General features: G+C 58.7%; 31 protein-coding genes. 23 read left to right on the top strand and 8 right to left on the bottom strand.

The features are described from left to right. Positions 1-72: 72 nt before the first annotated feature. A complete protein-coding gene (gene tusA / locus ACG0Z5_RS15245) occupies positions 73-318 on the bottom strand; it encodes a sulfurtransferase TusA (protein ID WP_319627082.1) in 246 nt (81 codons plus the stop codon). Positions 319-486: 168 nt separating this feature from the next. On the opposite strand from tusA, the gene ACG0Z5_RS15240 reads away from it, so the two are divergent. The 23 genes from ACG0Z5_RS15240 (at position 487) to acpT (ending at position 18,810) form a co-directional block, all read left to right on the top strand. Beyond that, on the top strand, positions 487-1,152 hold the full coding sequence (locus ACG0Z5_RS15240) for a 7-cyano-7-deazaguanine/7-aminomethyl-7-deazaguanine transporter (RefSeq protein ID WP_319627083.1): 666 nt from the start codon (positions 487-489) through the stop codon (positions 1,150-1,152). A gap of 73 nt (positions 1,153-1,225) precedes the next feature. Continuing rightward, positions 1,226-1,783 carry a DcrB family lipoprotein gene (locus tag ACG0Z5_RS15235; protein WP_394448709.1) on the top strand — a complete coding sequence of 186 codons (558 nt, stop codon included), beginning with the start codon at positions 1,226-1,228 and terminating at the stop codon, positions 1,781-1,783. Between the two features lie 173 nt (positions 1,784-1,956). Beyond that, complete coding sequence (gene vapB / locus ACG0Z5_RS15230; protein WP_394448705.1) at positions 1,957-2,187, top strand: type II toxin-antitoxin system VapB family antitoxin; 231 nt, start codon at positions 1,957-1,959, stop codon at positions 2,185-2,187. After that, entirely contained in the window at positions 2,184-2,600 is a 417-nt protein-coding gene (locus tag ACG0Z5_RS15225; RefSeq protein ID WP_394448702.1) for a PIN domain-containing protein, read from the top strand. Before vapB ends, ACG0Z5_RS15225 begins: the two co-directional genes overlap by 4 nt. Before the next feature lie 105 nt (positions 2,601-2,705). Beyond that, positions 2,706-3,755, top strand: coding sequence for an AI-2E family transporter (locus ACG0Z5_RS15220; protein ID WP_394448699.1), 1,050 nt, complete (start codon positions 2,706-2,708; stop codon positions 3,753-3,755). A 333-nt stretch (positions 3,756-4,088) separates the two neighbouring features. Further along, positions 4,089-4,481: a hypothetical protein gene (locus ACG0Z5_RS15215; protein ID WP_394448696.1), complete on the top strand. Its 393-nt coding sequence runs from the start codon at positions 4,089-4,091 to the stop codon at positions 4,479-4,481. Between the two features lie 231 nt (positions 4,482-4,712). Further along, on the top strand, positions 4,713-5,435 hold the full coding sequence (locus ACG0Z5_RS15210) for a beta-ketoacyl synthase chain length factor (protein WP_394448693.1): 723 nt from the start codon (positions 4,713-4,715) through the stop codon (positions 5,433-5,435). Continuing rightward, the gene (locus ACG0Z5_RS15205; RefSeq protein ID WP_394448833.1) at positions 5,414-6,217 is read left to right on the top strand and encodes a lysophospholipid acyltransferase family protein; all 804 of its coding nucleotides are present in this window, start codon (positions 5,414-5,416) and stop codon (positions 6,215-6,217) included. The genes ACG0Z5_RS15210 and ACG0Z5_RS15205 overlap by 22 nt, the downstream gene beginning before the upstream one ends. 33 nt (positions 6,218-6,250) lie before the next feature. Further along, positions 6,251-6,508, top strand: a complete 258-nt coding sequence (locus ACG0Z5_RS15200) for a phosphopantetheine-binding protein (protein WP_110510180.1) — start codon at positions 6,251-6,253, stop codon at positions 6,506-6,508. A gap of 13 nt (positions 6,509-6,521) precedes the next feature. After that, a complete protein-coding gene (locus tag ACG0Z5_RS15195; RefSeq protein ID WP_394448691.1) occupies positions 6,522-6,773 on the top strand; it encodes an acyl carrier protein in 252 nt (83 codons plus the stop codon). 5 nt (positions 6,774-6,778) lie between these two features. Continuing rightward, the gene (locus ACG0Z5_RS15190; protein WP_394448688.1) at positions 6,779-7,360 is read left to right on the top strand and encodes a hypothetical protein; all 582 of its coding nucleotides are present in this window, start codon (positions 6,779-6,781) and stop codon (positions 7,358-7,360) included. Beyond that, positions 7,357-8,709 (top strand): AMP-binding protein, encoded by a 1,353-nt coding sequence (locus tag ACG0Z5_RS15185; protein ID WP_394448685.1) that lies wholly within the window; start codon positions 7,357-7,359, stop codon positions 8,707-8,709. The genes ACG0Z5_RS15190 and ACG0Z5_RS15185 overlap by 4 nt, the downstream gene beginning before the upstream one ends. After that, complete coding sequence (locus ACG0Z5_RS15180; protein WP_394448683.1) at positions 8,706-9,059, top strand: hydroxymyristoyl-ACP dehydratase; 354 nt, start codon at positions 8,706-8,708, stop codon at positions 9,057-9,059. The genes ACG0Z5_RS15185 and ACG0Z5_RS15180 overlap by 4 nt, the downstream gene beginning before the upstream one ends. Then, positions 9,050-10,729 (top strand): glycosyltransferase family 2 protein, encoded by a 1,680-nt coding sequence (locus ACG0Z5_RS15175; protein ID WP_394448681.1) that lies wholly within the window; start codon positions 9,050-9,052, stop codon positions 10,727-10,729. The genes ACG0Z5_RS15180 and ACG0Z5_RS15175 overlap by 10 nt, the downstream gene beginning before the upstream one ends. A gap of 3 nt (positions 10,730-10,732) precedes the next feature. Next, on the top strand, positions 10,733-11,155 hold the full coding sequence (locus ACG0Z5_RS15170; RefSeq protein WP_394448678.1) for an acyl-CoA thioesterase: 423 nt from the start codon (positions 10,733-10,735) through the stop codon (positions 11,153-11,155). Next, the gene (locus ACG0Z5_RS15165) at positions 11,152-11,757 is read left to right on the top strand and encodes an outer membrane lipoprotein carrier protein LolA (RefSeq protein WP_394448675.1); all 606 of its coding nucleotides are present in this window, start codon (positions 11,152-11,154) and stop codon (positions 11,755-11,757) included. Before ACG0Z5_RS15170 ends, ACG0Z5_RS15165 begins: the two co-directional genes overlap by 4 nt. Continuing rightward, positions 11,726-14,050, top strand: coding sequence for an MMPL family transporter (locus tag ACG0Z5_RS15160; protein ID WP_394448673.1), 2,325 nt, complete (start codon positions 11,726-11,728; stop codon positions 14,048-14,050). Before ACG0Z5_RS15165 ends, ACG0Z5_RS15160 begins: the two co-directional genes overlap by 32 nt. Then, entirely contained in the window at positions 14,047-14,631 is a 585-nt protein-coding gene (locus ACG0Z5_RS15155; protein WP_394448672.1) for a DUF3261 domain-containing protein, read from the top strand. Before ACG0Z5_RS15160 ends, ACG0Z5_RS15155 begins: the two co-directional genes overlap by 4 nt. Before the next feature lies 1 nt (position 14,632). Beyond that, on the top strand, positions 14,633-15,802 hold the full coding sequence (locus tag ACG0Z5_RS15150) for a beta-ketoacyl-[acyl-carrier-protein] synthase family protein (protein ID WP_394448670.1): 1,170 nt from the start codon (positions 14,633-14,635) through the stop codon (positions 15,800-15,802). Then, the gene (locus ACG0Z5_RS15145) at positions 15,799-16,275 is read left to right on the top strand and encodes a 3-hydroxy-fatty acyl-ACP dehydratase (RefSeq protein WP_394448668.1); all 477 of its coding nucleotides are present in this window, start codon (positions 15,799-15,801) and stop codon (positions 16,273-16,275) included. The genes ACG0Z5_RS15150 and ACG0Z5_RS15145 overlap by 4 nt, the downstream gene beginning before the upstream one ends. Further along, the gene (locus tag ACG0Z5_RS15140; RefSeq protein WP_394448666.1) at positions 16,272-17,003 is read left to right on the top strand and encodes a 3-ketoacyl-ACP reductase FabG2; all 732 of its coding nucleotides are present in this window, start codon (positions 16,272-16,274) and stop codon (positions 17,001-17,003) included. The genes ACG0Z5_RS15145 and ACG0Z5_RS15140 overlap by 4 nt, the downstream gene beginning before the upstream one ends. Then, positions 17,000-18,229 carry a beta-ketoacyl-ACP synthase gene (locus ACG0Z5_RS15135; RefSeq protein WP_394448664.1) on the top strand — a complete coding sequence of 410 codons (1,230 nt, stop codon included), beginning with the start codon at positions 17,000-17,002 and terminating at the stop codon, positions 18,227-18,229. Before ACG0Z5_RS15140 ends, ACG0Z5_RS15135 begins: the two co-directional genes overlap by 4 nt. A gap of 2 nt (positions 18,230-18,231) precedes the next feature. Beyond that, the gene (acpT, locus tag ACG0Z5_RS15130) at positions 18,232-18,810 is read left to right on the top strand and encodes a 4'-phosphopantetheinyl transferase AcpT (RefSeq protein ID WP_394448662.1); all 579 of its coding nucleotides are present in this window, start codon (positions 18,232-18,234) and stop codon (positions 18,808-18,810) included. 95 nt (positions 18,811-18,905) lie between these two features. Here acpT and ACG0Z5_RS15125 read toward each other — a convergent pair whose 3' ends face one another. The 7 genes from ACG0Z5_RS15125 to arnC all read right to left on the bottom strand — a co-directional run bounded on the left by ACG0Z5_RS15125 (position 18,906) and on the right by arnC (position 26,515). Further along, on the bottom strand, positions 18,906-19,337 hold the full coding sequence (locus tag ACG0Z5_RS15125) for a hypothetical protein (RefSeq protein ID WP_394448659.1): 432 nt from the start codon (positions 19,335-19,337) through the stop codon (positions 18,906-18,908). A 952-nt stretch (positions 19,338-20,289) separates the two neighbouring features. Next, positions 20,290-20,664 (bottom strand): 4-amino-4-deoxy-L-arabinose-phosphoundecaprenol flippase subunit ArnF, encoded by a 375-nt coding sequence (gene arnF / locus ACG0Z5_RS15120; protein ID WP_394448656.1) that lies wholly within the window; start codon positions 20,662-20,664, stop codon positions 20,290-20,292. Beyond that, positions 20,664-21,002 carry a 4-amino-4-deoxy-L-arabinose-phosphoundecaprenol flippase subunit ArnE gene (arnE, locus tag ACG0Z5_RS15115; RefSeq protein ID WP_394448653.1) on the bottom strand — a complete coding sequence of 113 codons (339 nt, stop codon included), beginning with the start codon at positions 21,000-21,002 and terminating at the stop codon, positions 20,664-20,666. Before arnE ends, arnF begins: the two co-directional genes overlap by 1 nt. Beyond that, positions 20,999-22,654, bottom strand: a complete 1,656-nt coding sequence (gene arnT, locus ACG0Z5_RS15110; protein ID WP_394448650.1) for a lipid IV(A) 4-amino-4-deoxy-L-arabinosyltransferase — start codon at positions 22,652-22,654, stop codon at positions 20,999-21,001. The genes arnE and arnT overlap by 4 nt, the downstream gene beginning before the upstream one ends. A gap of 5 nt (positions 22,655-22,659) precedes the next feature. Beyond that, positions 22,660-23,553: a 4-deoxy-4-formamido-L-arabinose-phosphoundecaprenol deformylase gene (gene arnD, locus ACG0Z5_RS15105; protein WP_394448829.1), complete on the bottom strand. Its 894-nt coding sequence runs from the start codon at positions 23,551-23,553 to the stop codon at positions 22,660-22,662. Next, positions 23,553-25,535 carry a bifunctional UDP-4-amino-4-deoxy-L-arabinose formyltransferase/UDP-glucuronic acid oxidase ArnA gene (arnA, locus tag ACG0Z5_RS15100; RefSeq protein WP_394448647.1) on the bottom strand — a complete coding sequence of 661 codons (1,983 nt, stop codon included), beginning with the start codon at positions 25,533-25,535 and terminating at the stop codon, positions 23,553-23,555. The genes arnD and arnA overlap by 1 nt, the downstream gene beginning before the upstream one ends. Further along, on the bottom strand, positions 25,532-26,515 hold the full coding sequence (gene arnC, locus ACG0Z5_RS15095; protein WP_394448825.1) for an undecaprenyl-phosphate 4-deoxy-4-formamido-L-arabinose transferase: 984 nt from the start codon (positions 26,513-26,515) through the stop codon (positions 25,532-25,534). The genes arnA and arnC overlap by 4 nt, the downstream gene beginning before the upstream one ends. Position 26,516 lies beyond the last annotated feature (1 nt).

Below are 26,516 nucleotides of genomic sequence, written 5' to 3'. Positions count from 1 at the left end.
AAATATGAAACGTTGGTTTAACCATTTGATAACGATATTTCAGGGCAGATCACAGTTTCTGCCCTCGGGGGATCAGTGATTTTTACGAATCAGGTAGCGGTAAGGCAGCGAATCGGTGTGCTGAGCAATCAGCTCATGATCCATAAAACGGCAGAAGCCGGGAATGTCGCGGGTTGTCGCCGGGTCATCCGCGACGATCAGCAGCGTTTCGCCCACCGGCATCGTACGCACGGTTTTGCGGACCATCATTACCGGCTCCGGGCAGCGCAGGCCCTGAGCATCCAGGGTGTGGTCAGCGGCAGAAAAAAGATCGCTCATTGTTCACTCAGTCAGTCAAAAAACCGCCTTAGTTTACCCCCAGTTTTTTGTGACGCAAGGCAGGTTAACGATTGCGCGAAAATTAGCCGTTGCAAAGCGCACAGAACGCAGTATTATGCGGCGGTTTTCATTGGGTTCCCTCACCCCAACCACTAAAAAGGTCACAATATGCTTCAGTTTTCTCAAGCTCAGCGCGTAAAAGCGTTGTTCTGGCTTTCACTTTTTCATCTGCTGGTGATCACCTCCAGTAACTATCTGGTCCAGCTGCCGGTCTCCATTTTTGGTTTTCATACCACCTGGGGCGCGTTCAGTTTTCCCTTTATTTTCCTCGCGACCGATCTGACCGTGCGTATTTTTGGCGCACCGCTGGCCCGTAAAATCATTTTTGCGGTGATGGCCCCTGCGCTGCTGATTTCTTACGTGATTTCGTCGCTGTTCTACATGGGCGAATGGCAGGGCTTTGCGGCACTCGGCCACTTCAATCTGTTTGTGGCACGCATCGCGGCGGCAAGCTTTATGGCCTATGCGCTGGGGCAAATTCTCGACGTACACGTCTTTAACCGCCTGCGTCAGAACCATCGCTGGTGGCTGGCCCCGACGGCATCGACCCTGTTTGGGAACGTCAGCGATACCCTCGCCTTCTTCTTCATCGCCTTCTGGCGCAGTCCGGATCCGTTCATGGCCGCGCACTGGGTAGAAATCGCGCTGGTTGATTACACCTTCAAGGTGCTTATTAGCCTGGTGTTCTTCCTGCCGATGTATGGCGTGTTGCTGAATATGTTGTTGAAAAAACTGGCAGATAAATCTGAAAACCGGGCTTTTCAGCCAGGGTAAAGGTTCATCCAACGGGTTGTGATAAGATAGGTGGATGTGCCATTAATGGCCGTTTATCAAAAGGAAGATGTCAATGCGCAATTTGGTTAAATACGTCGGTATTGGCCTGCTGGTAATGGGCCTTTCAGCCTGTGATAACAGCGACAGCAAAACCCCGGTTCAGGGAGCAGCCGCCGAAAGCAACGCCGCTGCACAGTCTGTAAAACTGCTGGATGGCAAACTCAGCTTCTCCCTGCCGGCCGATATGACCGACCAGAGCGGCAAACTGGGCACCCAGGCCAATAACATGCACGTCTATTCTGACGCCACCGGTCAGAAAGCGGTGATCGTGATTGTCGGCGACAACACCGACCAGGATCTTGGCGCGTTGGCTTCCCGCCTCGAAGAGCAGCAGCGCAGCCGCGACCCGCAGCTGCAGGTCGTGACCAACAAATCCATCGAGCTGAAAGGCCATACCCTGCAACAGCTCGACAGCATCATCTCTGCCAAAGGCCAGACCGCGTACTCTTCCGTGGTATTGGGCAAAGTGGACAACAAATTGCTGACCCTGCAAATCACCCTGCCTGCTGACGACCAGCAGAAAGCGCAGGCGACCGCAGAGAACATCATCAATACCATCGTCATCAACTAAGTTTACCTGCTGACGACTCAGCCCCCGGTTTCGCGACCGGGGGCTTTTTTTTGCTTACTGAGCCAGCATCTGAGCAAATCTTGCGCATCAGCATATCCCAGGCATATACTTGAGCAAAGCGATGAGCGGCATATCCCTGCCCTATACCAGCCACATTTTAAAGGAGAGCCAACATGCGAACTGTATCGGTATTTAAAAACGGTAATAACCGCGCGATCCGTCTGCCACGCGATATGGACTTTGAAGGCGTTAGCGAACTGGAGATCGTACGAGAAGGCGATACCATTATTCTGCGTCCGGTCCGCCCTACCTGGGGTTCATTTATGCAGGAAGAGAAAGCCGACCCGGACTTCATGGCAGAGCGCGATGAAATTGTCAGCGACGAAGGACGTTTTGACCTATGAGCAAAACTTACATGCTGGATACCAACATCTGCTCTTTTATCATGCGCGAGCAGCCAGAAGGCGTGATTCGGCGTCTGGAGCAGGCAGTGCTTCGTAACCACCGAATTGTGGTCTCGGCCATTACTTACGCCGAGATGCGCTTTGGTGCGATCGGTAAAAAAGCCTCACCACGCCACACGCAACTGGTTGAAGCCTTTTGCTCCCGACTTGACGCAGTACTGGCCTGGGACCGGGCAGCCGTAGATGCCACAACAGAGATCAAGGCAGCCCTGAGCGCCGCTGGCACACCGATTGGGCCGAATAACACCGGCATTGCGGGCCATGCAATAGCGGCCGGGGCCATTCTGGTAACCAACAATGTGCGGGAGTTTGCGCGGGTGCCAGGACTTACGCTGGAAGACTGGGCAAAATAACACGCCCTTACAACACTCAATGATAAGACAAATCGTCATTCTTTCCGATAGTCAGCGCGGCGCAACGCACTACACTTAATGCCGGTAAACAATAAGGAAATGACCATGACAACGCCTGCCGCTGATAAAGCGGGACTACACATCCTATTAAAACTGGCGGCGCTGGTGGTGATCCTGGCTGGGATCCACGCTGCTGCCGATATTATTGTTCAACTGCTTCTGGCCCTCTTTTTCGCCATTGTTCTCAACCCGCTGGTAACCTGGTTTATTCGTCGGGGTGTTTCCCGACCGCTGGCCATCTCCATTGTGGTGTTCGTGATGTTGTGCGTCCTCACCGCGCTGATAGCCGTGCTGGCGGCCTCCGCCAACGAGTTTGTCGCCATGCTGCCGAAGTACAACAAAGAACTTACCCGCAAACTGCTGGCGCTACAGGATGCGATGCCGTTCCTGCACATGCACATGTCGCCAGAGCGAATGCTGCAACGTGTCGACTCCGACAAGATGATGACCTTCGCCACCACCATGATGACCGGACTTTCCGGGGCGATGGCCAGCATCGTGCTGCTGGTGATGACGGTGGTGTTTATGCTGTTCGAGGTGCGCCACGTACCGTACAAACTGCGTTTCGCGCTGGTTAACCCGCAAATTCACATCGCTGGCCTGCACCGCGCGCTGAAAGGCGTTTCACACTACCTGGCGCTGAAAACGCTGATAAGCCTATGGACCGGGCTGATTGTCTGGCTTGGCCTGATGCTGCTCGGCGTGCAGTTCGCATTGATGTGGGGCGTGCTGGCGTTCCTGTTGAACTACGTGCCGAACATTGGCTCGGTAATTTCCGCCATTCCGCCGATGATTCAGGCGTTCCTGTTTAACGGCTGGTACGAGTGCCTGCTGGTCGGCGGCTTATTCCTCGCCGTGCATATGGTGCTGGGAAATATCGTCGAGCCGAAGATGATGGGTCGCCGCCTCGGTATGTCCACGCTGGTGGTCTTCCTGTCGTTACTGGTCTGGGGCTGGCTGCTCGGTCCGGTCGGAATGCTGCTGTCGGTGCCGCTCACCAGCGTCTGTAAAATCTGGATGGAGACCACCAAAGGCGGCAGCAAACTGGCTATCCTGTTGGGGCCAGGCCGACCTAAAAGCCGATTGCCGGGATAAAGGCATTGCCCGGCGGGGCTGCGCTAGCACGTGTCTACTGCTCCCGTAGGCCCGGCAAGCATCGCGCCGCCGGGTAACATTAATAATACCCTAAGCAAAATGAGCATCTAATTAAAATAAAAAAATGCTGAAATGTTAATTAAGCAGAATCTTATAGGCACATTAATAGATATTCCGGTTGCAGCCCTCTACAGACTCCCTTATCATTTTTAACGTCGAAATAACCAAAAAAACATCTGATATCGCACCAGGCTCATATTCACCTTACGTTGATGCCGGGTTTGGATAATGCTTGGTTTAATCACGCATTACTTTTATTTAATGGAGTTATTGATGAAAAAGTCAGTGAAATGGTTTGCCGCCGCGGCGGTCGTCGGTGCACTGGCGGGGTGCGTCTCCCGCACCGCGCCGATTGAAACCGTTCAGAGCCCGGTGACGGCAGGTCACACTGAAGCTCAGGTGCGTAATGCCATTTTAAAAGCGGGACTCAACCGTCAGTGGATCATGACCGACGCGGGTCCGGGTGTGATTAAAGGCCGTCAGCAGGCGCGCGACCATACCGCCAATATTCTGGTCCAGTATTCAGCCAACAGCTATATCATCAAATACGACGGCAGCACCAACCTGATGGCCAGCGGCGGCCAAATTCACAAGAACTATAACCGCTGGGTGCATAACCTCGATAAAGATATCCAGATCAGTCTTTCCAGCGCCGTCCAGCAGTAATCTTTATTTTGGATATCAGGCCGCTATCGGTCTGATATCCCGCTGCGTTTTCCAGCCTGATGAAAGAAAATAGCGAAATTAAGACCACTCTGCCTGACAGATAATCGCCAGACTGCCGACAACATTGTAGGATGTGGCCGAAAACACCGGCCGTCCTGCAAAATGCCGCGTGAATAAAATGATAATAAATGGCATAACCTTAAAGAAAATCGACAGACCAGGCTCGAATTGATGATATTTGCATTAAACCTTATCGACTGGCAGGCCCGGGCGCCTGGCTTAAGCGACGACGCGCAATGGCATCATTGGGCGCATCACGCTCAGCCCATCGACCCCACCGCGCCGCAGGCCAAACTGACCGCGCTGCCGATGATGACCGCTCGCCGCCTCAGTTCGGGCAGCAAGCTGGCGGTGGAGTGCGGGCTGTCGATGCTGAATAAGCACGCCATTGATGCGGTGCTTTACACCAGCCGTCACGGGGAACTGGAGCGCAACTACCGCATCCTGCACGCCCTGGCGACAGAGCAAGCCGTCTCTCCAACCGATTTCGCGCTGTCGGTGCATAACTCCGCGGTCGGCAATCTGACTATCGCCGCCCAACAGCCGGTAGTCTCCTCATCGCTTGCCGCCGGAAAAGACACATTTCAGCAAGGTCTGTGCGAAGTCATCAGCCTGTTGCAGGCGGGCTATCAGCGCGTGTTGATGGTCGATTTCGATGGCACGTTGCCCGCGTTTTACAAGGATAACGTCCCGGCCTCGATGCCCGGTTGGGCCTACGCCTGCGCGATGGTTTTCGAAGCCGGTAACGCCCTGACCTGCACCACCCGTCCAGGCGGCAGCCAAGCGGAAAACCCGTTGCCGCAAAGCCTGACCTTCTTACGCCATTACCTGAATCACGACCCTGACTTTGCGATTGACGGCGAAGTGGCCCGCTGGTGCTGGAGCCGCGCATGAAAACCGTCAGTTCACGCCTGAATCGCCTGTGGCGTATTTTCGCCACCGGATTCTGCTTTTCGCTGTTCGGCCTCGGCGGCCTGCTGCTGTCGCTTATCTGGTTTAACATCCTGTTAGTGTTTGTGCGTCAACCTGCGCGCCGCCGCAGCCTCGCCCGACGCAGCATTGCCACCAGCTTTCGTTTTTTCCTGTGGGTGACGAAAGTGATGGGCGTTCTCGATTACCGTTTTCACGGCAAAGACATTTTGCGCCAGGAGCGCGGCTGCCTGGTGATCGCCAATCACCCGTCACTGCTCGACTACGTATTATTGGCCTCCGTAATGCCCGACACCGACTGTATGGTGAAAAGTGCCTTACTGAAGAATCCGTTTGTCAGCGGCGTTATTCGCAGCGCGGATTATTTGATTAACAGCCAGGCCGACAGCCTGCTGCCCGCCTGTCAGCAGCGACTGGCACGCGGCGACACGATTTTGATTTTCCCGGAAGGCACCCGCACGCGCGTCGGTGAGCCGATGACGCTCCAGCGCGGGGCGGCGAATATTGCCGTGCGTTGCGCAAGCGACGTCCGAATTGTGACTATCCATTGCAGTCAACGCATGCTTGATAAACAGAGCAAGTGGTATGATGTGCCGCCGGTGAAACCCATATTCGACGTGAATGTAGGCGAGCGTCTCGCCATCGCCGACTTTTATGATGCAAACTTACAAGAACCAGCCCTGGCTGCCCGGCAGCTCAACCGCCTGTTTTTGTCTCAATTGCAGCAGACCAACCCGGAAAGCTAACCGGGAAAGACCTATATTTGGCAGGAATTAATGATGCAAGCCCTCTATCTTGAAATAAAAAACCTCATCATTCAGACCCTGAATCTTGATGAGCTGTCAGCGGATGATATCGACACCGATGCCCCTCTCTTTGGCGATGGCTTAGGCCTGGATTCCATCGACGCGCTGGAGCTGGGGCTGGCGGTAAAAAATCAGTACGGCGTGGTGCTTTCAGCAGAAAGCGAAGAGATGCGCCAGCATTTCTATTCCGTCGCCACACTGGCGTCCTTTATTAACGCGCAACGTGCGTGAAGACGAGTCCGTTATGACTGAACAAGAAACGATTTATCAGGAAGTGAGCGAGCTTCTGCACAAACTGTTTGAACTCGATCCTCAGGACATCAAGCCTGAGTCCCGCCTGTACGAAGACCTGGAGCTGGACAGCATCGACGCCGTCGATATGGTGGTCCACCTGCAGAAAAAAACCGGCAAGAAAATTAAGCCTGATGAGTTTAAGTCGGTCCGCACCGTTCAGGATGTGGTCGATGCCGTAAGCCGTCTGCTGCACGACGAGTAACCCGAATGCGCGGCTTAGGCTCGCAGCCGTTACTCCGGCTGGCGACGGGCGCGATTGTGCTGGCCTGGCCTCTGCTGGTCGGCTTTGGTCTGGCTCACAACGGCCTGCACTGGCTGCTGCCGCTGATGGCGCTGCTGTTGCTGGCACGTCTGTTCCAGGTGCGCAAACAGGCCGGGCCGATGCGCCGGGTGCTGCAAACCGTGGCCCTGGCCGGGATTGCCCTGTGCGCCGCCAGCGCCTTGCTGAAAGCGCACCAGTTGTTGCTGTTCTATCCGGTGGTGGTGAACGCGGTGATGCTGGCGGTGTTCGGCGGCTCTTTGTGGAGCGCGATGCCGCTGGTTGAACGTCTGGCGCGGCTGCACGAGCCCAATCTGCCCCCGCAAGGCGTGCGCTATACCCGGCAGGTGACCCGCATCTGGTGCCTGTTTTTTATCGTGAACGGCACGATAGCCCTCTTCACCGCGCTGCAAGGTGACATGCGGCTGTGGACCGCCTGGAACGGCGTGATTGCCTACCTGCTGATGGGCAGTCTGATGGCCGGAGAATGGCTGGTTCGCCGACGTTTGATGAAAAGAGAACAACCATGAAACACCCCCTTCCGCTGTCGCAGTGGCTGAATCCAACCCGCCCGGACGAGACCTGCATCGCCTGGCTCGGCACGCGTGAATGGCAGCTCGGTGAGCTGCGCCATGACGTCGCCACCCTGATGCAGGCGTTACACACCCAGCCCGGCACGCGGTGGGCGCTGTGTTTTGAAAACAGCTATCTGTTTATCGTGGCGCTGCTGGCCACGCTGCATGCGGGCAAAATTCCGGTCATCCCCGGTCATTGCCGCGCCTCGGTGCTCAACGAACAGCAGGACTTATTCGACGGCATTCTGAGTGAAGCGTCGCTCGACTGCGCGGGCCCGCAGATCGTGGTCAGCGCCGGGTCCGCCTCGACGCACGGGCACGACATTACCCTGCCACCGATTGCCGCCGACAGCGTTATCGAACTGTTCACCTCCGGCTCCACCGGCCAGCCGAAAAAAATCATCAAGCCGATAGCCCTGCTCGACGCGGAAGCGCAGATGCTGCATACCCGCTTTGAGCAGCGCCTCGACGGCTGCCGGGTCGTGGCTTCCGTGGTCCCGCAGCATCTGTATGGCCTGACCTTCCGCATCTTTTTACCGATGGCCTGCGGGCTGCCGCTGCACGCGTCGATGCTCTATTACGCCGAGCAGCTCAGCGCCCTGCCTGCTGAGCACCGCTATGTGTTCATCAGCAGCCCGGCATTTCTCAAGCGCCTGGACGCGAATCTCACCCCGCCGCCGGTCAGCATGCTTCTCTCCGCAGGCGGAATGCTGCCGTGGAAAGAGGTGAAAGAGACCCAGAGCTGGCTCAACGTCTGGCTCGATGAAATCTATGGCAGTACCGAAACCGGGGTCATCGCCTGGCGACAGCGTATCGACAACGGCACCTCCTGGCAGCTGTTCCCGGGCGTGACGCTGCGCGCAGAAGACGACGAGTGGCGCTTGCTGTCGCCATTGCTGAACGATGATCAAGGATTGTTGCTGGACGACATGATTGAGCTGGTCGACGACGGTTTCCGCCTCGCGGGTCGCCGGGGGCGGGTGGTCAAAATTGAAGAAAAACGCGTGTCCTTAAGCGAGATTGAACAACGCCTGATGGCGCTGGAAGGCATCCAGGATGCCGCCGCCCTGCCGGTATCACGCGGCGGTCGCCAGGGGATCGGCGTGGTGCTGGTGCTGAGCGAAAGCGCACGCCAGCAGTGGCAGGCCAGCGGCGGGAAAGCGCAAGAGCAGGCCTGGCGTCTGGCACTGATGCCGTGGCTGGAATCGGTCGCCGTACCGCGCTACTGGCGGGTACTCGATGAAATCCCGGTCAACAGCATGAACAAGCGCGTCTACGCCCAACTGCAGGAGTTATTTTCGTGAAGCCTCGTGAAATTGAGCGCCATCAGCCCGCGCCGCAGGTGCTGTCGATCGTGCTGCATCTGGATCCTGACCTGTTCTGGTTCCAGGGCCATTTTGACGTGCAGCCGCTGTTGCCCGGCGTGGCGCAGCTCGACTGGGTAATGCACTATGCCACCACCCTGCTGGCCCCCGGCTTTCGTTTTCACAGTATTCAGAACGTGAAGTTTCAGGCTCCGCTGCTGCCGGAAACTACCGTCACCCTGGAACTGGCCTGGCAGGTGGACAAACAGCTGCTGACCTTCAGCTATCAGCGCCACGACGGCGACGAACGCCACACGGCGAGCAGCGGAAAAATTCGGTTATGTCAGTAACCTTCCGCCCCTGCATTCTGATCCCCTGCTACAACCACGGCCCGATGATGGGGAGCGTGCTTGCCCGGCTGTCCGCCTTCCGGATGCCGTGCATTGTGGTGGATGACGGCAGCGATGATGCCACCCGCACCACGCTGGACGCTCTCGCCGCCACCCATGAAAACGTGACCCTGCTGCGGCTGGCACAAAATGCGGGCAAAGGTGCGGCGGTGATCCGGGGTCTGGCAGAGGCGCAGCGCGCCGGTTTCAGCCACGCAGTGCAGGTTGATGCCGACGGCCAGCACGCGATTGAAGATATCCCACGCCTGTTAACGCTGGCGGAAAAGCACCCGCAGGCGCTGATTTCCGGGCAGCCGATTTACGACGATTCAGTGCCGCGCTCGCGTCTGTACGGTCGCTACGTGACCCACGTCTGGGTATGGATTGAGACGCTGTCTCTCCAGCTGAAAGACAGCATGTGCGGGTTTCGCGTCTACCCGGTGGCCCCCACCCTGCAACTCGCGCAGCAGGTGGCGCTCGGCCAGCGGATGGACTTCGACACCGAGGTCATGGTGCGCCTCTACTGGCAGGGCACTCCCAGCTATTTTGTGCCGACCCGTGTGACCTATCCGCCGGATGGCCTGTCGCATTTTGATGCCCTGAAAGACAACCTGCGCATCTCGGGGATGCACACCCGGCTGTTCTTCGGCATGTTGCCACGCATCCCGTCGCTGCTGTTCCGCCGTCGTCGCCAGCACTGGGCGAAACAGCCGGAAGCCAAAGGGCTGTGGGGAATGCGGCTGATGATTTGGGTGTGGAAAACATTCGGTCGCGGCGCGTTCTCCCTGCTGCTGTGGCCGGTGATCGCGGTGTTCTGGCTCACCGCCCGCGAACCGCGTCGCGCCTCGCAGCAGTGGATTGCCCGGGCGAAAAAAGAGCTGGCGGCGCGCAATTTGCCGCCGCCCAAACGCTTCAACAGCTTTCATCATTTTATGGGGTTCGGCCACGCGATCCTCGACAAAATTGCCAGCTGGCGCGGGGAACTGAAACCGGGCCGCGATATCGTTTTTGCCCCCGGGGCGCAGGCCGCGCTGGATATGTCGGCCCCGCAGGGCAAGCTGCTGCTGGCCTCGCATCTGGGTGATGTCGAAGCCTGTCGGGCGTTGTCGACCCGCACCATTAACGCGTTGGTATTCAACGACAACGCCCAGCGCTTCAAGCAGGTGATGGAAGAAAACGCCCCGCAGTCGGGCATCAATCTTATTTCCGTCACCGACGTCGGCCCCGATACCGCAATGCTGCTGAAAGAGAAGCTCGATCGGGGCGAGTGGGTGGCGATCGTCGGCGATCGCATTGCGGTTAATCCGCAGCGCGGCGGCGACTGGCGCGTTATCTGGAGCGATTTTATGGGCTCCCCCGCGCCGTTCCCACAGGGACCGTTTATCCTGGCCTCGGTGCTGAAATGCCCGGTGCTGATGATTTTCGCCCTGAAACAGCAGGGCAAATTGCAGGTCCACTGTGAACCCTTCGCCGACCCGCTGTTGTTACCGCGCGGCGAGCGTCAGCAGGCATTGCAGACCACCGTCGATCGTTACGCGCAGCGGCTGGAGCATTACGCCCTGCTGTCGCCGCTCGACTGGTTTAACTTTTTTGATTTCTGGCGACTGCCGGACGCGACTGAGAAGGAGTAACGGGTGCTCAACGATCCCCGCTTTACCACCGAGATAGAACTGACCGTACCCTTTCACGACGTCGATTTGATGGGCGTGGTGTGGCACGGGAACTACTTCCGTTATTTCGAAATCGCCCGCGAGGCGTTGCTCAATCAGTTCAACTATGGCTATCGCCAGATGAAGGCATCCGGCTACGTCTGGCCGGTGGTCGATACCCGCGTGAAGTACCGCGACGTGGTCACCTTCGAGCAGACCATTCGCGTGCGCGCCAGGCTGGAAGAGTACGAAAACCGTCTGCGCATCGGCTACGAAATTTTCGACGCCGCCAGCGGGAAGCGCACCACCACCGGCTACACCATTCAGGTGGCGGTGGACGAGAAAACCAAAGAACTGTGCTTCGTCAGCCCGCCGGTTTTATTTGAACGCATGGGAGTAAACGCATGAAACTGTGGCCGCTTGTGGTCCTGCTGCTGGCCCCGCTGGCGCACGCCGTCACCCTGGATCAATTGCAGCAGCGCTTTACCGAACAGCCGCTGGTGCGGGCGCATTTCGAGCAGACCCGCACCATCAAAGCCATGCCACAGCCGCTGCGCTCGCAGGGCGAAATGCTGATTGCCCGCGATACCGGGCTGCTGTGGGATCAGACCGCGCCGTTCCCGATGCGTCTGATGCTCGACGATTCGCGGATGGTGCAAATCATCAACGGTCAGCCGCCGCAGACCCTCACCGCCGACAACAATCCGCAGATGTTCCAGTTTAACCATCTGCTGCGGGCGCTATTCCAGGCCGACCGCAAGGTGCTGGAGCAGAACTTCCGCATTGATTTCCAGGACCAGGGCAACGACCGCTGGACGCTGAAGCTGACGCCAATCACTACCCCGCTGGATAAGATTTTCACCTCTATCGATCTCGGCGGGAAAACGTATCTGGAAACCATCCAGTTGAACGATAAACAGGGCGATCGCACGGATATTACCCTGACCAACCAGCGCCTGACCCCGGCCACTTTGACCGATGATGAACGTCAACGCTTTGCCGCCCACTAGCGCCCGTCGTGCAGCCTGGGGCTGGCTGGGGCTGTGCCTCGTCCTGCTCACCGCCCTGGCGCTGATGCTACCGCGGGCGCGGATCAACAGCAGCGTGCTGGCGATGCTCCCAACCCAAAGTATGGGGGCCATTCCTCCGGCGTTGAGCGACGGCTTTATGCAGCGCCTCGACCGCCAGGTGGTGTGGTTGGTCAGCCCGGGTAAAACCGCCGATCCGGCGGTGGCCAGCCGCTGGCAGACCCTGCTGGCGCAGTCCGGCGCGTTAAGCGACCTCAAAGGTCCGATGGATGCGACCAGCCAGCAGGCGTGGGGCACCTTCTTCTTCCAGCATCGTAATGCGTTGATTGACAGCGCGACCCGCAGCCGTCTGCAACAGGGCGGTGACGCGCAGGCACAGTGGATTTTATCCCAGCTGTACTCGGCGTTTTCCGGGGTGAGCGGCAAAGAGCTGAGCAACGATCCGCTGATGCTGATGCGTGGCTCGCAGCTGGCGCTGGCGGCGAACGGACAGAAGCTGCGGCTGATGGACGGCTGGCTGGTCGCCGAGGACAGCGTGGGTAACTACTGGTATCTGCTGCACGGCGAGGTGAACGGCGCGTCCTTCGATATGCAGCAAACCCACCAGCGCGTTAGCCAATTGGCGGGACTGGAGGCTGAACTCAAAGCCCAGTTCCCGCAGGCGCAGCTCCTGTCGCGCGGGACGATGTTCTACAGCGATTACGCCAGCCAGCAGGCGAAACACGATGTCTCAACGCTCGGGGTGGCGACCGTGCTGGGCGTCATCCTGCTGATTGTGCTGGTGTTCCGCTCGATTCGCCCGCTGCTGCTCTGCCTGCTGTCCGTCGGCGTTGGCGCGCTGGCAGGCACCGTCGCCACGCTGCTGCTGTTCGGCGAACTGCATCTCATGACCCTGGTGATGAGCATGAGCATCATCGGCATTTCGGCGGACTACACCCTCTATTATCTGACCGAACGGATGGTCCACGGCGAGGTTTCCACCCCGTGGCAAAGCCTGGTCAAAGTCCGCCGAGCCCTGCTGCTGGCGCTGCTGACCACCGTGGTGGCGTATCTGCTGCTTATGCTGGCCCCGTTCCCCGGCATTCGCCAGATGGCGGTATTTGCCGCGGCGGGTCTGAGCGCCTCATGCCTGACGGTGATTTTCTGGCATCCGTGGCTGTGTCGCGGTCTGCCGGTGCGCCCGGTGCCGCTAATGACCGTGATGCTGCGCTGGCTGGCGGCGTGGCGGCGCAACAAAAAGCTCTCCGTTGGCCTGCCGGTGGCACTGACGCTGTTCTCGCTGGCGGGTCTCGCCACGCTGCGGGTGAATGACGATATTTCGCAACTGCAAGCCCTGCCGCCGCATTTGCTGGCGCAGGAGAAAAAAATCACCGCCCTGACCGGGCAGAGCGTCGATCAGAAATGGTTCGTGGTGTACGGCGATTCCGCCCAGCAGACGCTGGAGCGGCTGGAAGCCTTTACGCCACAGCTGGAGAAAGCCCGCCAGACGGGCCTGTTCGCCCAGTTCCGCACCCTGCCGCTGAACTCCTTGCAGCGCCAGGAGCAGGATTTAGCACTGCTGAAACAGGCCGCGCCTGCGGTGGCGACCGCCCTGAAAAGCGCCGGGCTGAACGCGGTAACGCCTGATCTGAATCCGATGCCGGTGACGGTCGAGGCCTGGCTGAAAAGTCCGGTCAGCGAAGGCTGGCGCCTGCTGTGGCTCACGCTGCCCGATGGGAAAAGCGGCGTGCTGGTCCCGGTTGATGGGGTGAAGGACAGCGCGGCGCTGCAACGCTTAGCGGAACAGGCCGATGGCGTGGCGTGGAACGATCGCAAAGCGTCGTTTGATAGCCTGTTCGCGTTATACCGCACGATATTAACCGCCCTGCTCGGCGTGGCGCTGATCGTTATCGCCATCGGCGCAATGCTGCGGCTCGGCTGGCGCAAAGGGCTGATAAGCCTGGTGCCGTCGCTGTTGTCGCTCGGCTGCGGGTTGGCGGCGCTGTCGTTCAGCGGTCATGCGCTGAACCTGTTCTCATTGCTGGCGCTGGTGCTGGTGCTGGGGATTGGCATCAACTACACCCTGTTCTTCAGCAATCCGCGCGGCACGCCGCTCACCTCACTGCTGGCGATTATTCTGGCGATGATGACCACCCTGCTCACGCTGGGGATGCTGGTCTTCAGCGCCACCCAGGCGATCAGCAGCTTCGGCATTGTGCTGGTCAGCGGCATTTTCACCGCGTTTCTGCTGTCGCCGCTGGCGATGCCGGGCAAGAAAGAGAGAAAACGAAAATGATGATACGTACCTTCTGGCATGGCCTCGCCCTCGTGGCGGTGCTGGCTCTCACCGGCTGTAGTCATTCTGCGCCGGATGAAAGCGGTCGCCCACAGGCGTGGCTGCAACCGGGCACGCAGATAACGCTCCCGCCGCCGGGCATTACCCCTGCGGTCAATTCCCAACAGTTGCTGACCGGCACTTTTCACGGCCAAACCCAGTCCCTGCTGGTGATGCTCAACGCCGATGACAAAAAGCTGACCCTGGCCGGGCTCTCGTCGGTGGGCATTCGCCTGTTCCTCGTCACCTATGACGCCCAGGGCATCCATACTGAACAGTCAATCGTGGTGCCGCAACTGCCGCCCGCCAGCCAGGTGTTGGCCGACGTGATGCTCAGCCACTGGCCGATTAGCGCCTGGACGCCGCAGTTACCGAAGGGCTGGACCCTGACCGATCGCGGGGATAAACGTGAGCTCCGCAATGCCCAGGGCAAGCTGGTGACGGACATCACCTACCTGCAACGCAAAGGTCAGCGCGAGCCGATCAGCATTGAGCAGCACGTTTTCAACTACCACATCACCATTCAATATCTGGGTGACTGAGATGATCTACATTGCTGCCGCAGGCATGATTAACGCGCTGGGTCGCACGCCGGATGAGATTGCCGCCAACCTCGGCGCAGGCGTTGCGCCGGGGATGCGCCTGCGTGAAGGCTGGTTGCAGGGCGAGGTGCCTGCGGTACTCGGCGGCGTGGATGGGGAACTGCCGCCCATCCCTGATGACGTTGCCGAACACCGTTCCCGCAACAATCAGCTGCTGCTGGCGGCACTGGAACAGATCCAGCCGCAGGTCGATGAGGCGATTGCCCGTTTCGGCCGTGACCGGGTGGCGGTGATTATGGGTACCAGCACCTCGGGCCTCGATGAAGGCGATATCCACGCCAGGCTGACGCTGAACGGTAAACCCAGCCCCGACTGGTGCTACGCCCAGCAGGAGCTGGGCGACCCGTCGCGCTTCCTGCGTAACTGGCTGAAGCTGGAAGGCCCGGCCTATACGCTGTCTACCGCCTGCTCTTCGAGCGCCCGGGCGATGATCAGCGGTCGCCGCCTGATTGAGGCGGGTCTGGTCGACGTGGCGATTGTCGGCGGGGCGGATACGCTCAGTCGGATGCCGGTCAACGGGTTCAATAGCTTAGAGTCGCTGTCGACCACGCTGTGCCAGCCGTTTGGTCGCGACCGCGATGGGATCACCATTGGCGAAGGCGCGGCGCTGATGCTGCTCACCCGCGAGCCGCAGGCTGTGGCCCTGCTCGGGGTGGGCGAATCCAGCGATGCACACCATATTTCCGCCCCGCATCCGCAGGGGGAAGGCGCCGTTCGCGCGATCCAACAGGCGTTACACGACGCCGGACTGACGCCGCAGGACGTGGGCTATATCAACCTGCACGGCACCGCCACTCCGCTCAACGATCGGGTTGAGTCGCAGGTGGTACACACGCTGTTTGGCGACAGCGTGCCGTGCAGCTCAACCAAGCATCTGACCGGACATACGCTGGGCGCGGCGGGCATTACCGAAGCGGCGTTGAGCTGGCTTATCCTCACGCGCCATTTACCGCTTCCGCCACAGGATTTCAGCCACGCACCGGCCGACCCGACGCTGCCGGCGTGCGGGATTATCACCGCCCCGCAGCCGCTGCTGCGCCCGGTCATTCTGTCCAATTCATTCGCCTTTGGCGGCAATAACGCCAGCCTTTTGCTGGGGAGAACCGCATGAGCCACTACTTATCACCCGGGGCGTATCTGCCGCACGACGCGCCGATGCTGCTGCTGGAAAGGGTACTGAACGTCAGCGAAGAACAGGCCACCTGTCAGGTGACGGTCACCCGCCAGGGCGTGCTGGCCCCGTTTATTGATGCCAGCAGCAATCTGCCGGGCTGGTTCGCGCTGGAGCTGATGGCGCAAACCGTGGGCGTGTGGTCCGGCTGGCACCGCCAGCAAAAGGGCGAAGCGCAAATTTCACTGGGTATGGTGCTTGGCGCGCGCGAGCTGAAATGCGTCGCGGGCGAATTTGCCGCCGACAGCGTACTCGAGGTGACCGTTTCGCTGCTGATGCAGGACGAGCGCTTCGGCAGCTTTGAGTGCGAAATTATCGCCGACGGCAAGAAGCTTGCCAGCGGGCGGGTCAACACCTTCCAGCCCACTTCCGAAGAATTACACTCCCTTTTTGAACAGAGAAAGTCATCATGAGTCGTTCCGTTCTGGTCACCGGGGCCAGTAAAGGCATTGGACGCGCGATTGCGTGCCAACTGGCCACCGATGGATTTACCGTTGGCGTGCATTATCACCGCGATGCGTCCGGCGCGCAGGAGACCCTCCACGCCATTGAAAGTGCGGGGGGCACAGGCCGTCTGTTGCAGTTTGACGTCGGCAATCGTGAGCAGTGCCGCGACGTACTAACCGCCGATATCGAACGGCACGGCGCGTGGTACGGCGTGGTCAGCAATGCGGGTATCGCCCGCGACGGCGCGTTTCCGGCGCTCAGCGACGATGACTGGGACAGCGTTATCCACACCAATCTCGACAGCTTCTACAACGTGATTCACCCGTGCGTGATGCCGATGATTGGCCTGCGCAGCGGGGGCCGTATCATCACGCTTTCCTCCGTTTCCGGACTGATGGGTAATCGCGGGCAGGTCAACTACAGCGCGGCCAAAGCCGGGATCATCGGGGCGACCAAAGCGCTGGCGATAGAACTGGCGAAACGCAAAATCACCGTCAACTGCATCGCCCCAGGCCTGATCGACACCGGGATGATCGAAATGGAAGACGCCGCGCTGAAAGAAGCGATGAGCATCATCCCCATGAAACGCATGGGTCAGGCCGAGGAAGTCGCCGGGCTTGCCAGCTATCTGATGTCCGATATCGCCGGGTACGTCACCCGGCAGGTGATTTCCATCAACGGAGGCATGTTATGACCCGTCGGGTGGTGATCACTGGCATGGGCGGCGTGACCGCGTTTGGCGAGAGCTGGCAGTCCGTGTCTGAGCGTCTGCGCGGTTATCAGAATGCGGTACGCAAGATGCCGGAATGGCAGATTTACGACGGGCTGCACACCCTGCTCGGCGCGCCGATTGATGATTTCACCCTGCCTGCGCATTACACCCGCAAGCGCATCCGCGCGATGGGCCGGGTATCGCTGCTGTCGACCCGCGCCAGCGAACTGGCGCTGGAGCAGGCCGGGCTGCTGGACGACGCGGTGCTGACCAACGGTGAAACCGGGATTGCCTACGGTTCTTCAACCGGCAGCACCGGGCCGGTGAGTGAATTTGCCACCATGCTGACCGAGAAGCACACCAACAACATCACCGGCACGACCTACGTGCAGATGATGCCGCACACCACCGCCGTGAATACCGGGCTGTTCTTCGGCCTGCGCGGGCGCGTGATCCCCACGTCCAGCGCCTGTACCTCCGGCAGCCAGGCGATCGGCTACGCCTATGAAGCCATTCGTCACGGTTATCAGACGGTGATGGTCGCAGGCGGGGCGGAAGAACTATGCCCGTCGGAAGCGGCGGTGTTTGATACCCTGTTCGCCACCAGCCAGCGCAACGATGCGCCCACCACCACGCCTGCGCCGTTTGACGCCAGTCGTGACGGGCTGGTGATCGGCGAAGGCGCAGGCACGCTGGTGCTGGAAGAGCTGGAGCACGCCAAAGCGCGCGGGGCGACAATCTTCGGGGAAATCATCGGCTTCGCCACCAACTGCGATGCGGCACATATCACCCAGCCGCAGAAAGAAACGATGCAGATTTGCATGGAACAATCCCTGCGTCAGGCCGGGCTTTCGCCGTCGGATATCGGCTATATTTCTGCGCATGGCACCGCCACCGATCGCGGCGATCTCGCCGAAAGTCAGGCCACCGCCGCGGTGTTTGGCTCCCGCACGCCTATCTCATCGCTGAAGAGTTATTTCGGGCATACGCTGGGGGCATGCGGTGCGCTGGAGGCATGGATGAGCCTGCAAATGATGCGCGAAGGCTGGTTTACGCCGACCCTAAACCTGCGCCAGCCTGACGAACAATGTGGCGATTTGGACTACATTATGGGAGAGTCCCGGGCTATTGATTGTGAGTTTTTGCAGAGCAATAACTTCGCCTTCGGCGGGATCAATACCTCGATTGTCATCAAACGCTGGGAGTAACGATGTATCGGCTGTTCCTCGGGAAAATTTCGACCCTCAGTCTGACGCCCCTGCCCTCGGGGCTGGCCCAGCATGCGCCGGACGGGAAGCGTCGCAGCGCATGGCTTGCCGGGCGGGCACTGTTGTGTCACGCCGTCTCGCCCCTGCCGGATATTCGCTATGGCGAGCAGGGAAAGCCGGGGTTCGACGACAGCCATTCCCTGTGGTTTAACCTGAGTCACAGCGGGGATAGCATCGCCCTGCTGCTGAGCGACGAAGGGGCGGTCGGATGCGATATCGAAGCGATTCGCCCGCGCCCGCAGTGGCCGCAACTGGCGAATGCGACCTTCACCAACAATGAACATCGTGAAATTGAACGTGCAGCCGAGGAGCACCGTCTGGCGGCGTTCTGGCGGATCTGGACGCGGAAAGAAGCGATGGTGAAGCAGCGTGGCGGCAGCGCCTGGCAGATTGTCAGCTATGACAGCACCGCGCCGCTGCATCTGCATTTGAGCGACGTCCAGACCGATGGCCTGAGCCTGGCGGTGTGTACCCCGACACCGTTTGATGTGGTGCCGCAGGTTATTGAGCGCTTGGCCTGATACCCCTCACCCCGGCCCTCTCCCCACAGGGGCGAGGGAGAAAACCGTTTATTCCCTCTCCCCTGTGGGGAGAGGGTTAGGGTGAGGGGAAAACGTTATGCTTCGAAGATAAAGCGTGGCGCAGTGAGATCGCTGCGCTGGAGATAACACAAATCGTACAGCAGCCCCACAAGGTTCACTCTGTGTTCGTTGGGGAGTACCACCGAGATCAGCGTGTGGGTCACCGCCTCGCAATACTCAAGCAGCAGTTCGGAATCTGGATTGAAACAGCTGGTCGTTTCCGCCGGGAGCTCTTTCGCGGTCAATTGCAGAATACGCACATCGGATAACAGTTCTCCCAGGGCTGATTTCATCGCCAGCAGGTACGTTTGCATGCAGCGCAGCACGGGCTGCATAGCGTGCTGATCTGTCGAATCCATTAGAATGGCCGCCAGCAGTTCACAGCGCTCAGCAATGGCAATACAGTCGGGGTTTTCTTCCAGTTCGGGATAGAGGGTAAGTTCAACGGGCTGAGAGTCATTAGACATATTCAACATCTCCTTTAGTAAGCTAATGCCACCCCGGAAATGCCAACTTCACGGTGGTGGCCCAGACAGAGTTGGCATACTGGCCTAAAGAACCAGCGAACCTTGCGGTTCCACTATCTGGGTCACCAAGTCCGTGAAGATATCACATACCTTCAAATCATTGGGTGAAGCAGACTACAATCCTGTTAAAAGGGTTGTCTTTAGCGTCAGAATGCCAATTCTGGCACCCGTTAGTGCAGGTGCAAGGCCACTCTAAACCTGTGGTTTTTTAATAAACAGCCCATTTTTTATTCCTGAAAGCACCTCGCAAAATATCGAACGGCTTTGTTGCAGTTGCAGAAAACTTACGGCGATGCTCGTAAACCCTGCCCTGACTTTGGTATAGGATGAGAGGAAACGTGATGCATCGAAGATAAAGCGTGGCGCGTTACCATTTTGCGAGGGCAATCAATTTACGCCTACGGAGAAGGTTTACACTTTTGAATGGAGAGAATAAACGTTAGCAAGGAACCGCTATGTATTACAGACATCACGTTATCCGTCATTTGCAGTCCAATAAAATTCTCGCATTAAAATTAGATCATGCTGTAACAGGCATTGGGAAATCGCGAATATCATTACCCGGATGATTCGATAACTATGATGAATCTAATCCAAAGGTTTTTTAAGCGGCTTTTTACGTCTTCAGTTTTACCCTACTGTCCCGCGTTGCTTACACTTGTCTTCGCAGTCGTTCTGGTTCATTTTTTTCCTGAAGGCCCAATCTGGCCCGTGGGCGTTTTCTTCATATTCATGATATTTATATTTTCACGTAACGTTAAATAGTTCACCAATTATTACCCGTTGTTGGATGCCAACGCGTTTTGCATTCGCAAGGAAATATTATCTACCGTGATACGTGGAATAATCTGTGTATCGCCTGATACCTTCCCGGTCAGGGGCGCAAGCCCCTTTAACGGTTACGTGGCGGCGAAAATATCGTCATCACCCCGGCCATCACCAGCAGTACGCCCGCCAGCCCTTGCAAGGAAAAGACTTCGTGTTGCAGCAACAGCGCGGCGGCCCACACCGCGATATAGCTCAGACTCAACAGCGCATAGGCCTTCGCTAACGGCAAGCGCCGCAGGGCGAAGAACCAGCACACCATCGAAGCCAGATAGCCCAAAAGCCCGGACAGCAGCGTCACGGTGCCTGCGTCGAACCGCAGGAGGTGCCACAGCAAGGTGACAACATCGCTCACCTCCGGCAGGGTCAGCATCGCCTGGCGCAACAGCAGCTGCGCCCCGCTGACCAGACACACACTGAGCAACGCCCATACAATGCCCATCAGTGGCTGCCTCCCAGTATGACGATGCCCAGAATGATCAACCCGACGCCCAGCCAGTGACGCTGCGATACCGGCTCATGCCAGATGAAACGTGCCGCCAGCGTCACCCACACAAAGTTCAGGCTCAGCATCGGGTACGCAATCCCGACGGGTAAACGCTGCAATACCACCAGCCACAGCGCCATACCAAAGCCCAGCGCCAACAGCGCCAGGCCCAGCCATAAGACGAGGTGCGGCCCACGCCGTCCGGATTTCGCCGGGCGGGTGGCCTGTTTCTGGCACAGCATCCCGACACAGCTCAGCAGGCTGGCCAGCAGCAGAGCGAAGGTGGTTATCATTGCGGCAGATACTGCACAAACACCATCCGGCTCATCACATACAGGTTATCGGGTTTCGGCAAACCGAGCTCCTCGAGCTTTTGTCCTGTGTTCAACTGTAGCACCAGCGACACCGGGCCTTCCGCACGATGCGCCGCCAGCCAGCCGTCGAATTCATCATTATCGATAAAACGGCACTGGGCATCCGGATACGCCAGGCCGTATTTCAGTTCGCCCTGCTGGCCGAACATCGTGATGTCGCTGCGTTTCAGATCCCACGCCAGCCCGGCCGCCACCCCCACGCTGTTGGTGAGCACATAGCGGCTCGGGGCCAGTTGTTCACGCACGATATCGGTGATGAACTGCGGCTGTTTGCTGTCGATCACTTTATCCGGGATGGCAAAGCCGACCAGCAGCGCCAGCCCCAACGGACAGCAGGCGGCCAACGCCCAGCGCTTCACGCCATCGCGAATCGACAGCCAGCCCACCAGCGCCCAGGCAGCAAACGCCACCGCCGCCAGCAGACACTTATACAGTTCAATGCTGTTCCACACCGGTTTCGACATCGGGCCCCACGGTGAGACCACCAGCACCGCCACCAGCCCAATCAGGCCGAAAGCGATGTTGATAATCCCGTTGTAGCGCAGCGCCTTCGACCCTTTATCGACGGCCTCGAGCGCACAGCGCGCCATCAGGATGACCAGCGGCGCAAAGCACGGCAGGATGTAGGTGGGCAGCTTGCCTTTGGCGATGCTGAAGAACAGCAATGGCATCACCACCCAGCCCAGCAGATAGAATGCGCTGCGCTGCGGGTCGCGTGCTGTCCAGCCCGTTTTGAGCGCCCCCGGCAGCAGGGCCAGCCACGGTAAACTGCCCGCAATCAGGAACGGAATGTAGTACCAGACCGGCGCTTTATGCTGCGCATCACTCTGCGCGAAACGCTGGACGTGCTCCACCCAGAAAAAGTAGCGCCAGAAATCGGGTTCACGCTGCGCAATTGCCAGACCCCACGGCAGCACGGTGAGGATACACACCCCGACCGCCACCCACCCCCACAGCAGCACCTCTTTCCAGCGTTTCTGTACCATCACCCACGGCAGCACGCTGATAACCGGCACCGCCAGGGCGAGAAAGCCTTTGGTCATCACCCCCATCCCGCAGGCGACGCCCAGCAGCACGTAGCCGCCTAGTTTTCCGGCGCGCGTCGGCGACTGGGTTGCGCCCCAGAAGCTGCACATTGCCAGCATCAGCCACAGGGCAATCATCGGGTCGAGCACCGCGTAGGTCCCGATGCCATACACCAAAAATGCCGTCAGAAAGATGACGGCAGAGAGAATAGCCGTCCGCTTATCCTGCCACAGTTTCCACGCCAGCCAGGCCACCAGCAGCGCGGTACAGGCGGTGGAAAAAACCACCCCGAAGCGCACCGCAAAATTGGAATGACCAAACAGCCACTGACCAATACTGTTGAACCAGTAACCGGCAATCGGTTTTTCGAAGTAACGCAGGCCGAGGAAATGCGGCACCAGCCAGTCGCCCGTCGCCAGCATTTCGCGGCTGATCTCCGCATAGCGGGTCTCATCTGGCTGCCACAACAATCGGAAATTCAGAGGCAGGACATAATACAGCACGAATAAAAACAGCAGCGATGCGCTTATACGTACGGATTTCATAGCACTTAATCCAATAATTGTTCTTGTCCCAGCCAGCCTTCCCGACCCGCCAGTTCACCTCGCACCACATTCCCTTTTGGTAGCGAACTAAAATCCTCCGGCAACAGCTGGCTCAACGGGCAAAAGGTAATGCCCTCCTGTACCGCCTGCCGGATCAGATCTTCAAATTGTGACGCGCCAATAATGCCTTCTACTTCAGCATGGATGGTGTAAACCGGCACGCCATTGTCGTGATGGATTTGCTCCAGCAGCCAGTCGTTATAACCTTCAGCGTCAACGCGGGTGCCCACGGCTTCATCCCAGGTGGGTAACGTGACCGGGATTTGCACGGTGCCCGTTTTCCCGTCGCCCAATACCGGCAAGAAAGGTCGGGTCCCGCGACAGTCGCTGTTGTAGAGAAAATCAAAACCCTCTTTGGCTCTGACCACGCGCCCATCGGCCCGCCAGCCCGCGACGGCGGAACAGGTCACCGGGGTGCCGATAATCGCTTCCAGCGCCTGCAAACCGCGGCCAATTTCCTGCTCTACGTGCGGCAGGTCCCAGACCCCGCTCCACCTCTGCCAGCGATGATGATCCCAGGCATGCAGCCCGACCTCATGCTCGTTGGCGGTGGCGCGGATCACCTCCGCGTTCGCGGTTCCGATGATTTTCCCCGGCCAGGCGGTGCCCGCCAGCAGGATATCCCAGCCGTAGAGCGATGCCGCGCGCGAGCGCAGCATCTTCCATAAGAACTTTGGCTTTAACAGGCGCCACAGATGGCGCCCCATGTTGTCCGGCCCGACGCTGAAGAAGAAGCTGGCCTGAATGTCGTGCCGCCGGAGGATCTCCAGCAGGCGGGGTACGCCATCGCGGGTGCCGCGAAAGGTATCCACATCAACGCGTAAGCCAACTTTTCGCATCATTTTTTCGGTTCCGTTAACTCAACGGTGCGCAGGAAGAAGTCCAGCGTCTGCTCAACCGTTTGCTGCATTTCCACCGTCGGCTGCCAGTCGAGGCAACGTTTGGCGTTACGAATGCTCGGCTTACGGTGCTCAACGTCCTGATACCCTTTGCCGTAATAATCGCTGCTTTCCACTTCGCGGAAGCCCGCAAACGGCGGGAACTGGTTACGCAGCGGATGACGTTCGAAGCAGTCGAGCAGCATTTCAGCCAGCTCTTTGATACTCGCTTCATTATCCGGGTTACCGATATTAATGATCTGCCCGTCGCAGCGCCCGTCTTTGTTCTCAATGATGCGGAACAGCGCTTCGATCCCGTCGCTGATATCGGTGAAGCAGCGCTTCTGCTTCCCGCCTTCGATAAGCTTAATCGGCGAACCTTCTACCAGGTTGAGGATCAGCTGGGTGATGGCGCGGGAACTGCCGATCCGCGCGGCATTGAGGTTGTCCAGACGCGGGCCCATCCAGTTGAACGGACGGAACAGAGTGAATTTGAGGTTTTCTTTGTCGCCGTAGGCCCAGATCACCCGGTCCAGCAACTGTTTGGACACCGAGTAAATCCAGCGCTGTTTGTTGATAGGCCCAACAACCAGATTCGAGGCGTCTTCATCGAAGTTGTTGTCGGTACACATGCCGTACACTTCAGACGTGGACGGGAAGATGATGCGCTTGTTGTACTTCACACAGTCGCGGATTATCTTCAGGTTCTCTTCGAAATCGAGTTCGAATACGCGCAGCGGGTTACGGGTGTACTCGATTGGGGTGGCGATCGCCACCAGCGGCAGCACCACGTCACATTTCTTGATGTGGTATTCGATCCACTCAGAGTGAATGCTGATATCACCTTCAACGAAGTGGAAGCGCGGGCAATCGAGGAAACGGCTGATGGCATCTGAGCCGATATCCAGGCCGTAAATTTCGTAGTTATCGTCCGCCAGCAGGCGCTCGGTCAGGTGGTTACCGATGAAACCGTTGACCCCAAGGATCAGCACCCGCGTGCGGCGTTTCACCGCCACAAACGGTTTGCTCGACAGCAGCGCGCTGGGCACCAGACCCAGCGCCAGCGCCAGCTGTGCGCCCTGCATGTAAACGCCTTTATCGGTTTGACCAGTCAGCACTTCCAGCGCCCCGCTACCGCAGGCCACCACCAACGGGTTCACCGACAGCACGGTGCCCGGTTTGGCCGCCGCCATGTCATGACGCACGCGGGATTTCCAGACGATGAATTTGTGGGTGCCGACGAAACCGAACGCGCCCGGCCACGGGTCAGACACCGCGCGCACCAGGTTGTGCAGCGACGCGGCAGACTGTTCCCAGTTCAGCCGCCCGTCTTCCGGCGTGCGACGGCCAACGTAGGTCGCCTGGCTTTCGTCCTGAACCGTTTCAATTATGTCGCCGGTGGCAATCTGCGGCAGCACATCACGCAGCAGCGTTTGCGCGGCGCTGCACACTTTACGGTGCAGGGTCAGCGCCACGTCAGCATCATCAATCTGCACCTTCAACTGGCCCATAATGTTGCCCGCGTCTGCGCGCTTGACCATTCGATGCAGGGTCACGCCGGTCTCTTTTTCCCCGTTAACCAGCACCCAGTTCAGCGGGGCGCGACCACGATAGCGTGGCAGCAGGGAACCGTGCAGATTGAACGCCCCCTTAGGCGCGAAGCTGACGATATCGTCGCTCAGCAGATGGCGGTAGTAGAAGGAGAAAATGACGTCGGGTGCCATCGCGCGAATACGCTCCACCCACAGGGGATGGTTCACGTCTTCCGGGGCATACACGGTAATGCCCTGCTCGGCAGCCAGACGGGCGACGGAGCCAAAGAAGTGATTCTCCCCGGCGTTATCCGGATGAGTAAAGATCGCCTCGATGTCATATCCCGCGTCAAGCAGGGCCTGAATACCGGTGCAACCCATGTCGTGATAGGCGAATACGACAGCTTTCATGAACGATTTTCCTCTTCTACAGCCAGTTTTTCCTGGCGAACAACACGTTGAATAAAGTAGCGGGGACGGGCTCGCACATCGTTATAGATGCGCCCGATATACTCCCCGAGAAGTCCCATACCGACGAACTGCGCGCCGATAAACATAAACAGCACGGCGAACAGCAGGAATAACCCATCGCCCGCCCATTCGGCGCCCAGCGCCAGACGTAAAATCACCAGCAGAATGGCGAACGCGAAGCCCGCCAGGGCAATCACGCTGCCGACCACGCTCAACAGACGCAGCGGCGTGGTGGTCAGACAGGTCACCAGGTCGTACATCAGGTTAATCAGGCGCATAAAGCTGTATTTGGAGTCACCAAACTCGCGCTCGGCGTGCAGCACCGGGATCTCCACCGCGCGACGCGCGAAGGTGTTGGCGAGGATCGGGATGAAGGTGCTGCGCTCGTGGCAGTTGAGCATCGCGTCGATAATGTGGCGGCGATAGGCACGCAGCATGCAGCCGTAGTCGCCCATCGCTTTACCGGTGGTGCGCTGGATCAAGCGGTTGATCATCTTCGAGGCGGATTTACGGAAGATGCTGTCCTGGCGATTCTGGCGCACGGTGCCCACCACGTCGTAACCTTCGTCGGCTTTTTCCACCAGACGCGGGATCTCTTCCGGTGGGTTTTGCAGGTCGGCATCGAGGGTAATAATCAGGTCGCCGGTGACGTGGCTAAAGCCCGCCATAATTGCCGAGTGCTGGCCGTAGTTACGGTTCAACAGCACCGCCACGATATGGCTGCCCGGGGCTTGCGCGGCGCGGCTCAGCATCTGGGCAGAATCGTCGCTGCTGCCGTCATCGACCAGCAGGATTTCGTAATCACGGTTTAAGGTGGCGCAGGCGGCGTCGGTGCGGCGGATAAGTTCAGGCAGGCTTTCCTGCTCGTTGTACACCGGGATGACCACCGAGACTTTTTGTATTTTAGGCGCTTCAAACATA

It is taken from the genome of Scandinavium sp. M-37, assembly GCF_043558715.1.
GTDB lineage: Bacteria > Pseudomonadota > Gammaproteobacteria > Enterobacterales > Enterobacteriaceae > Scandinavium > Scandinavium vulneris_A.
This window is presented reverse-complemented; position numbering and strand designations above follow the sequence as displayed.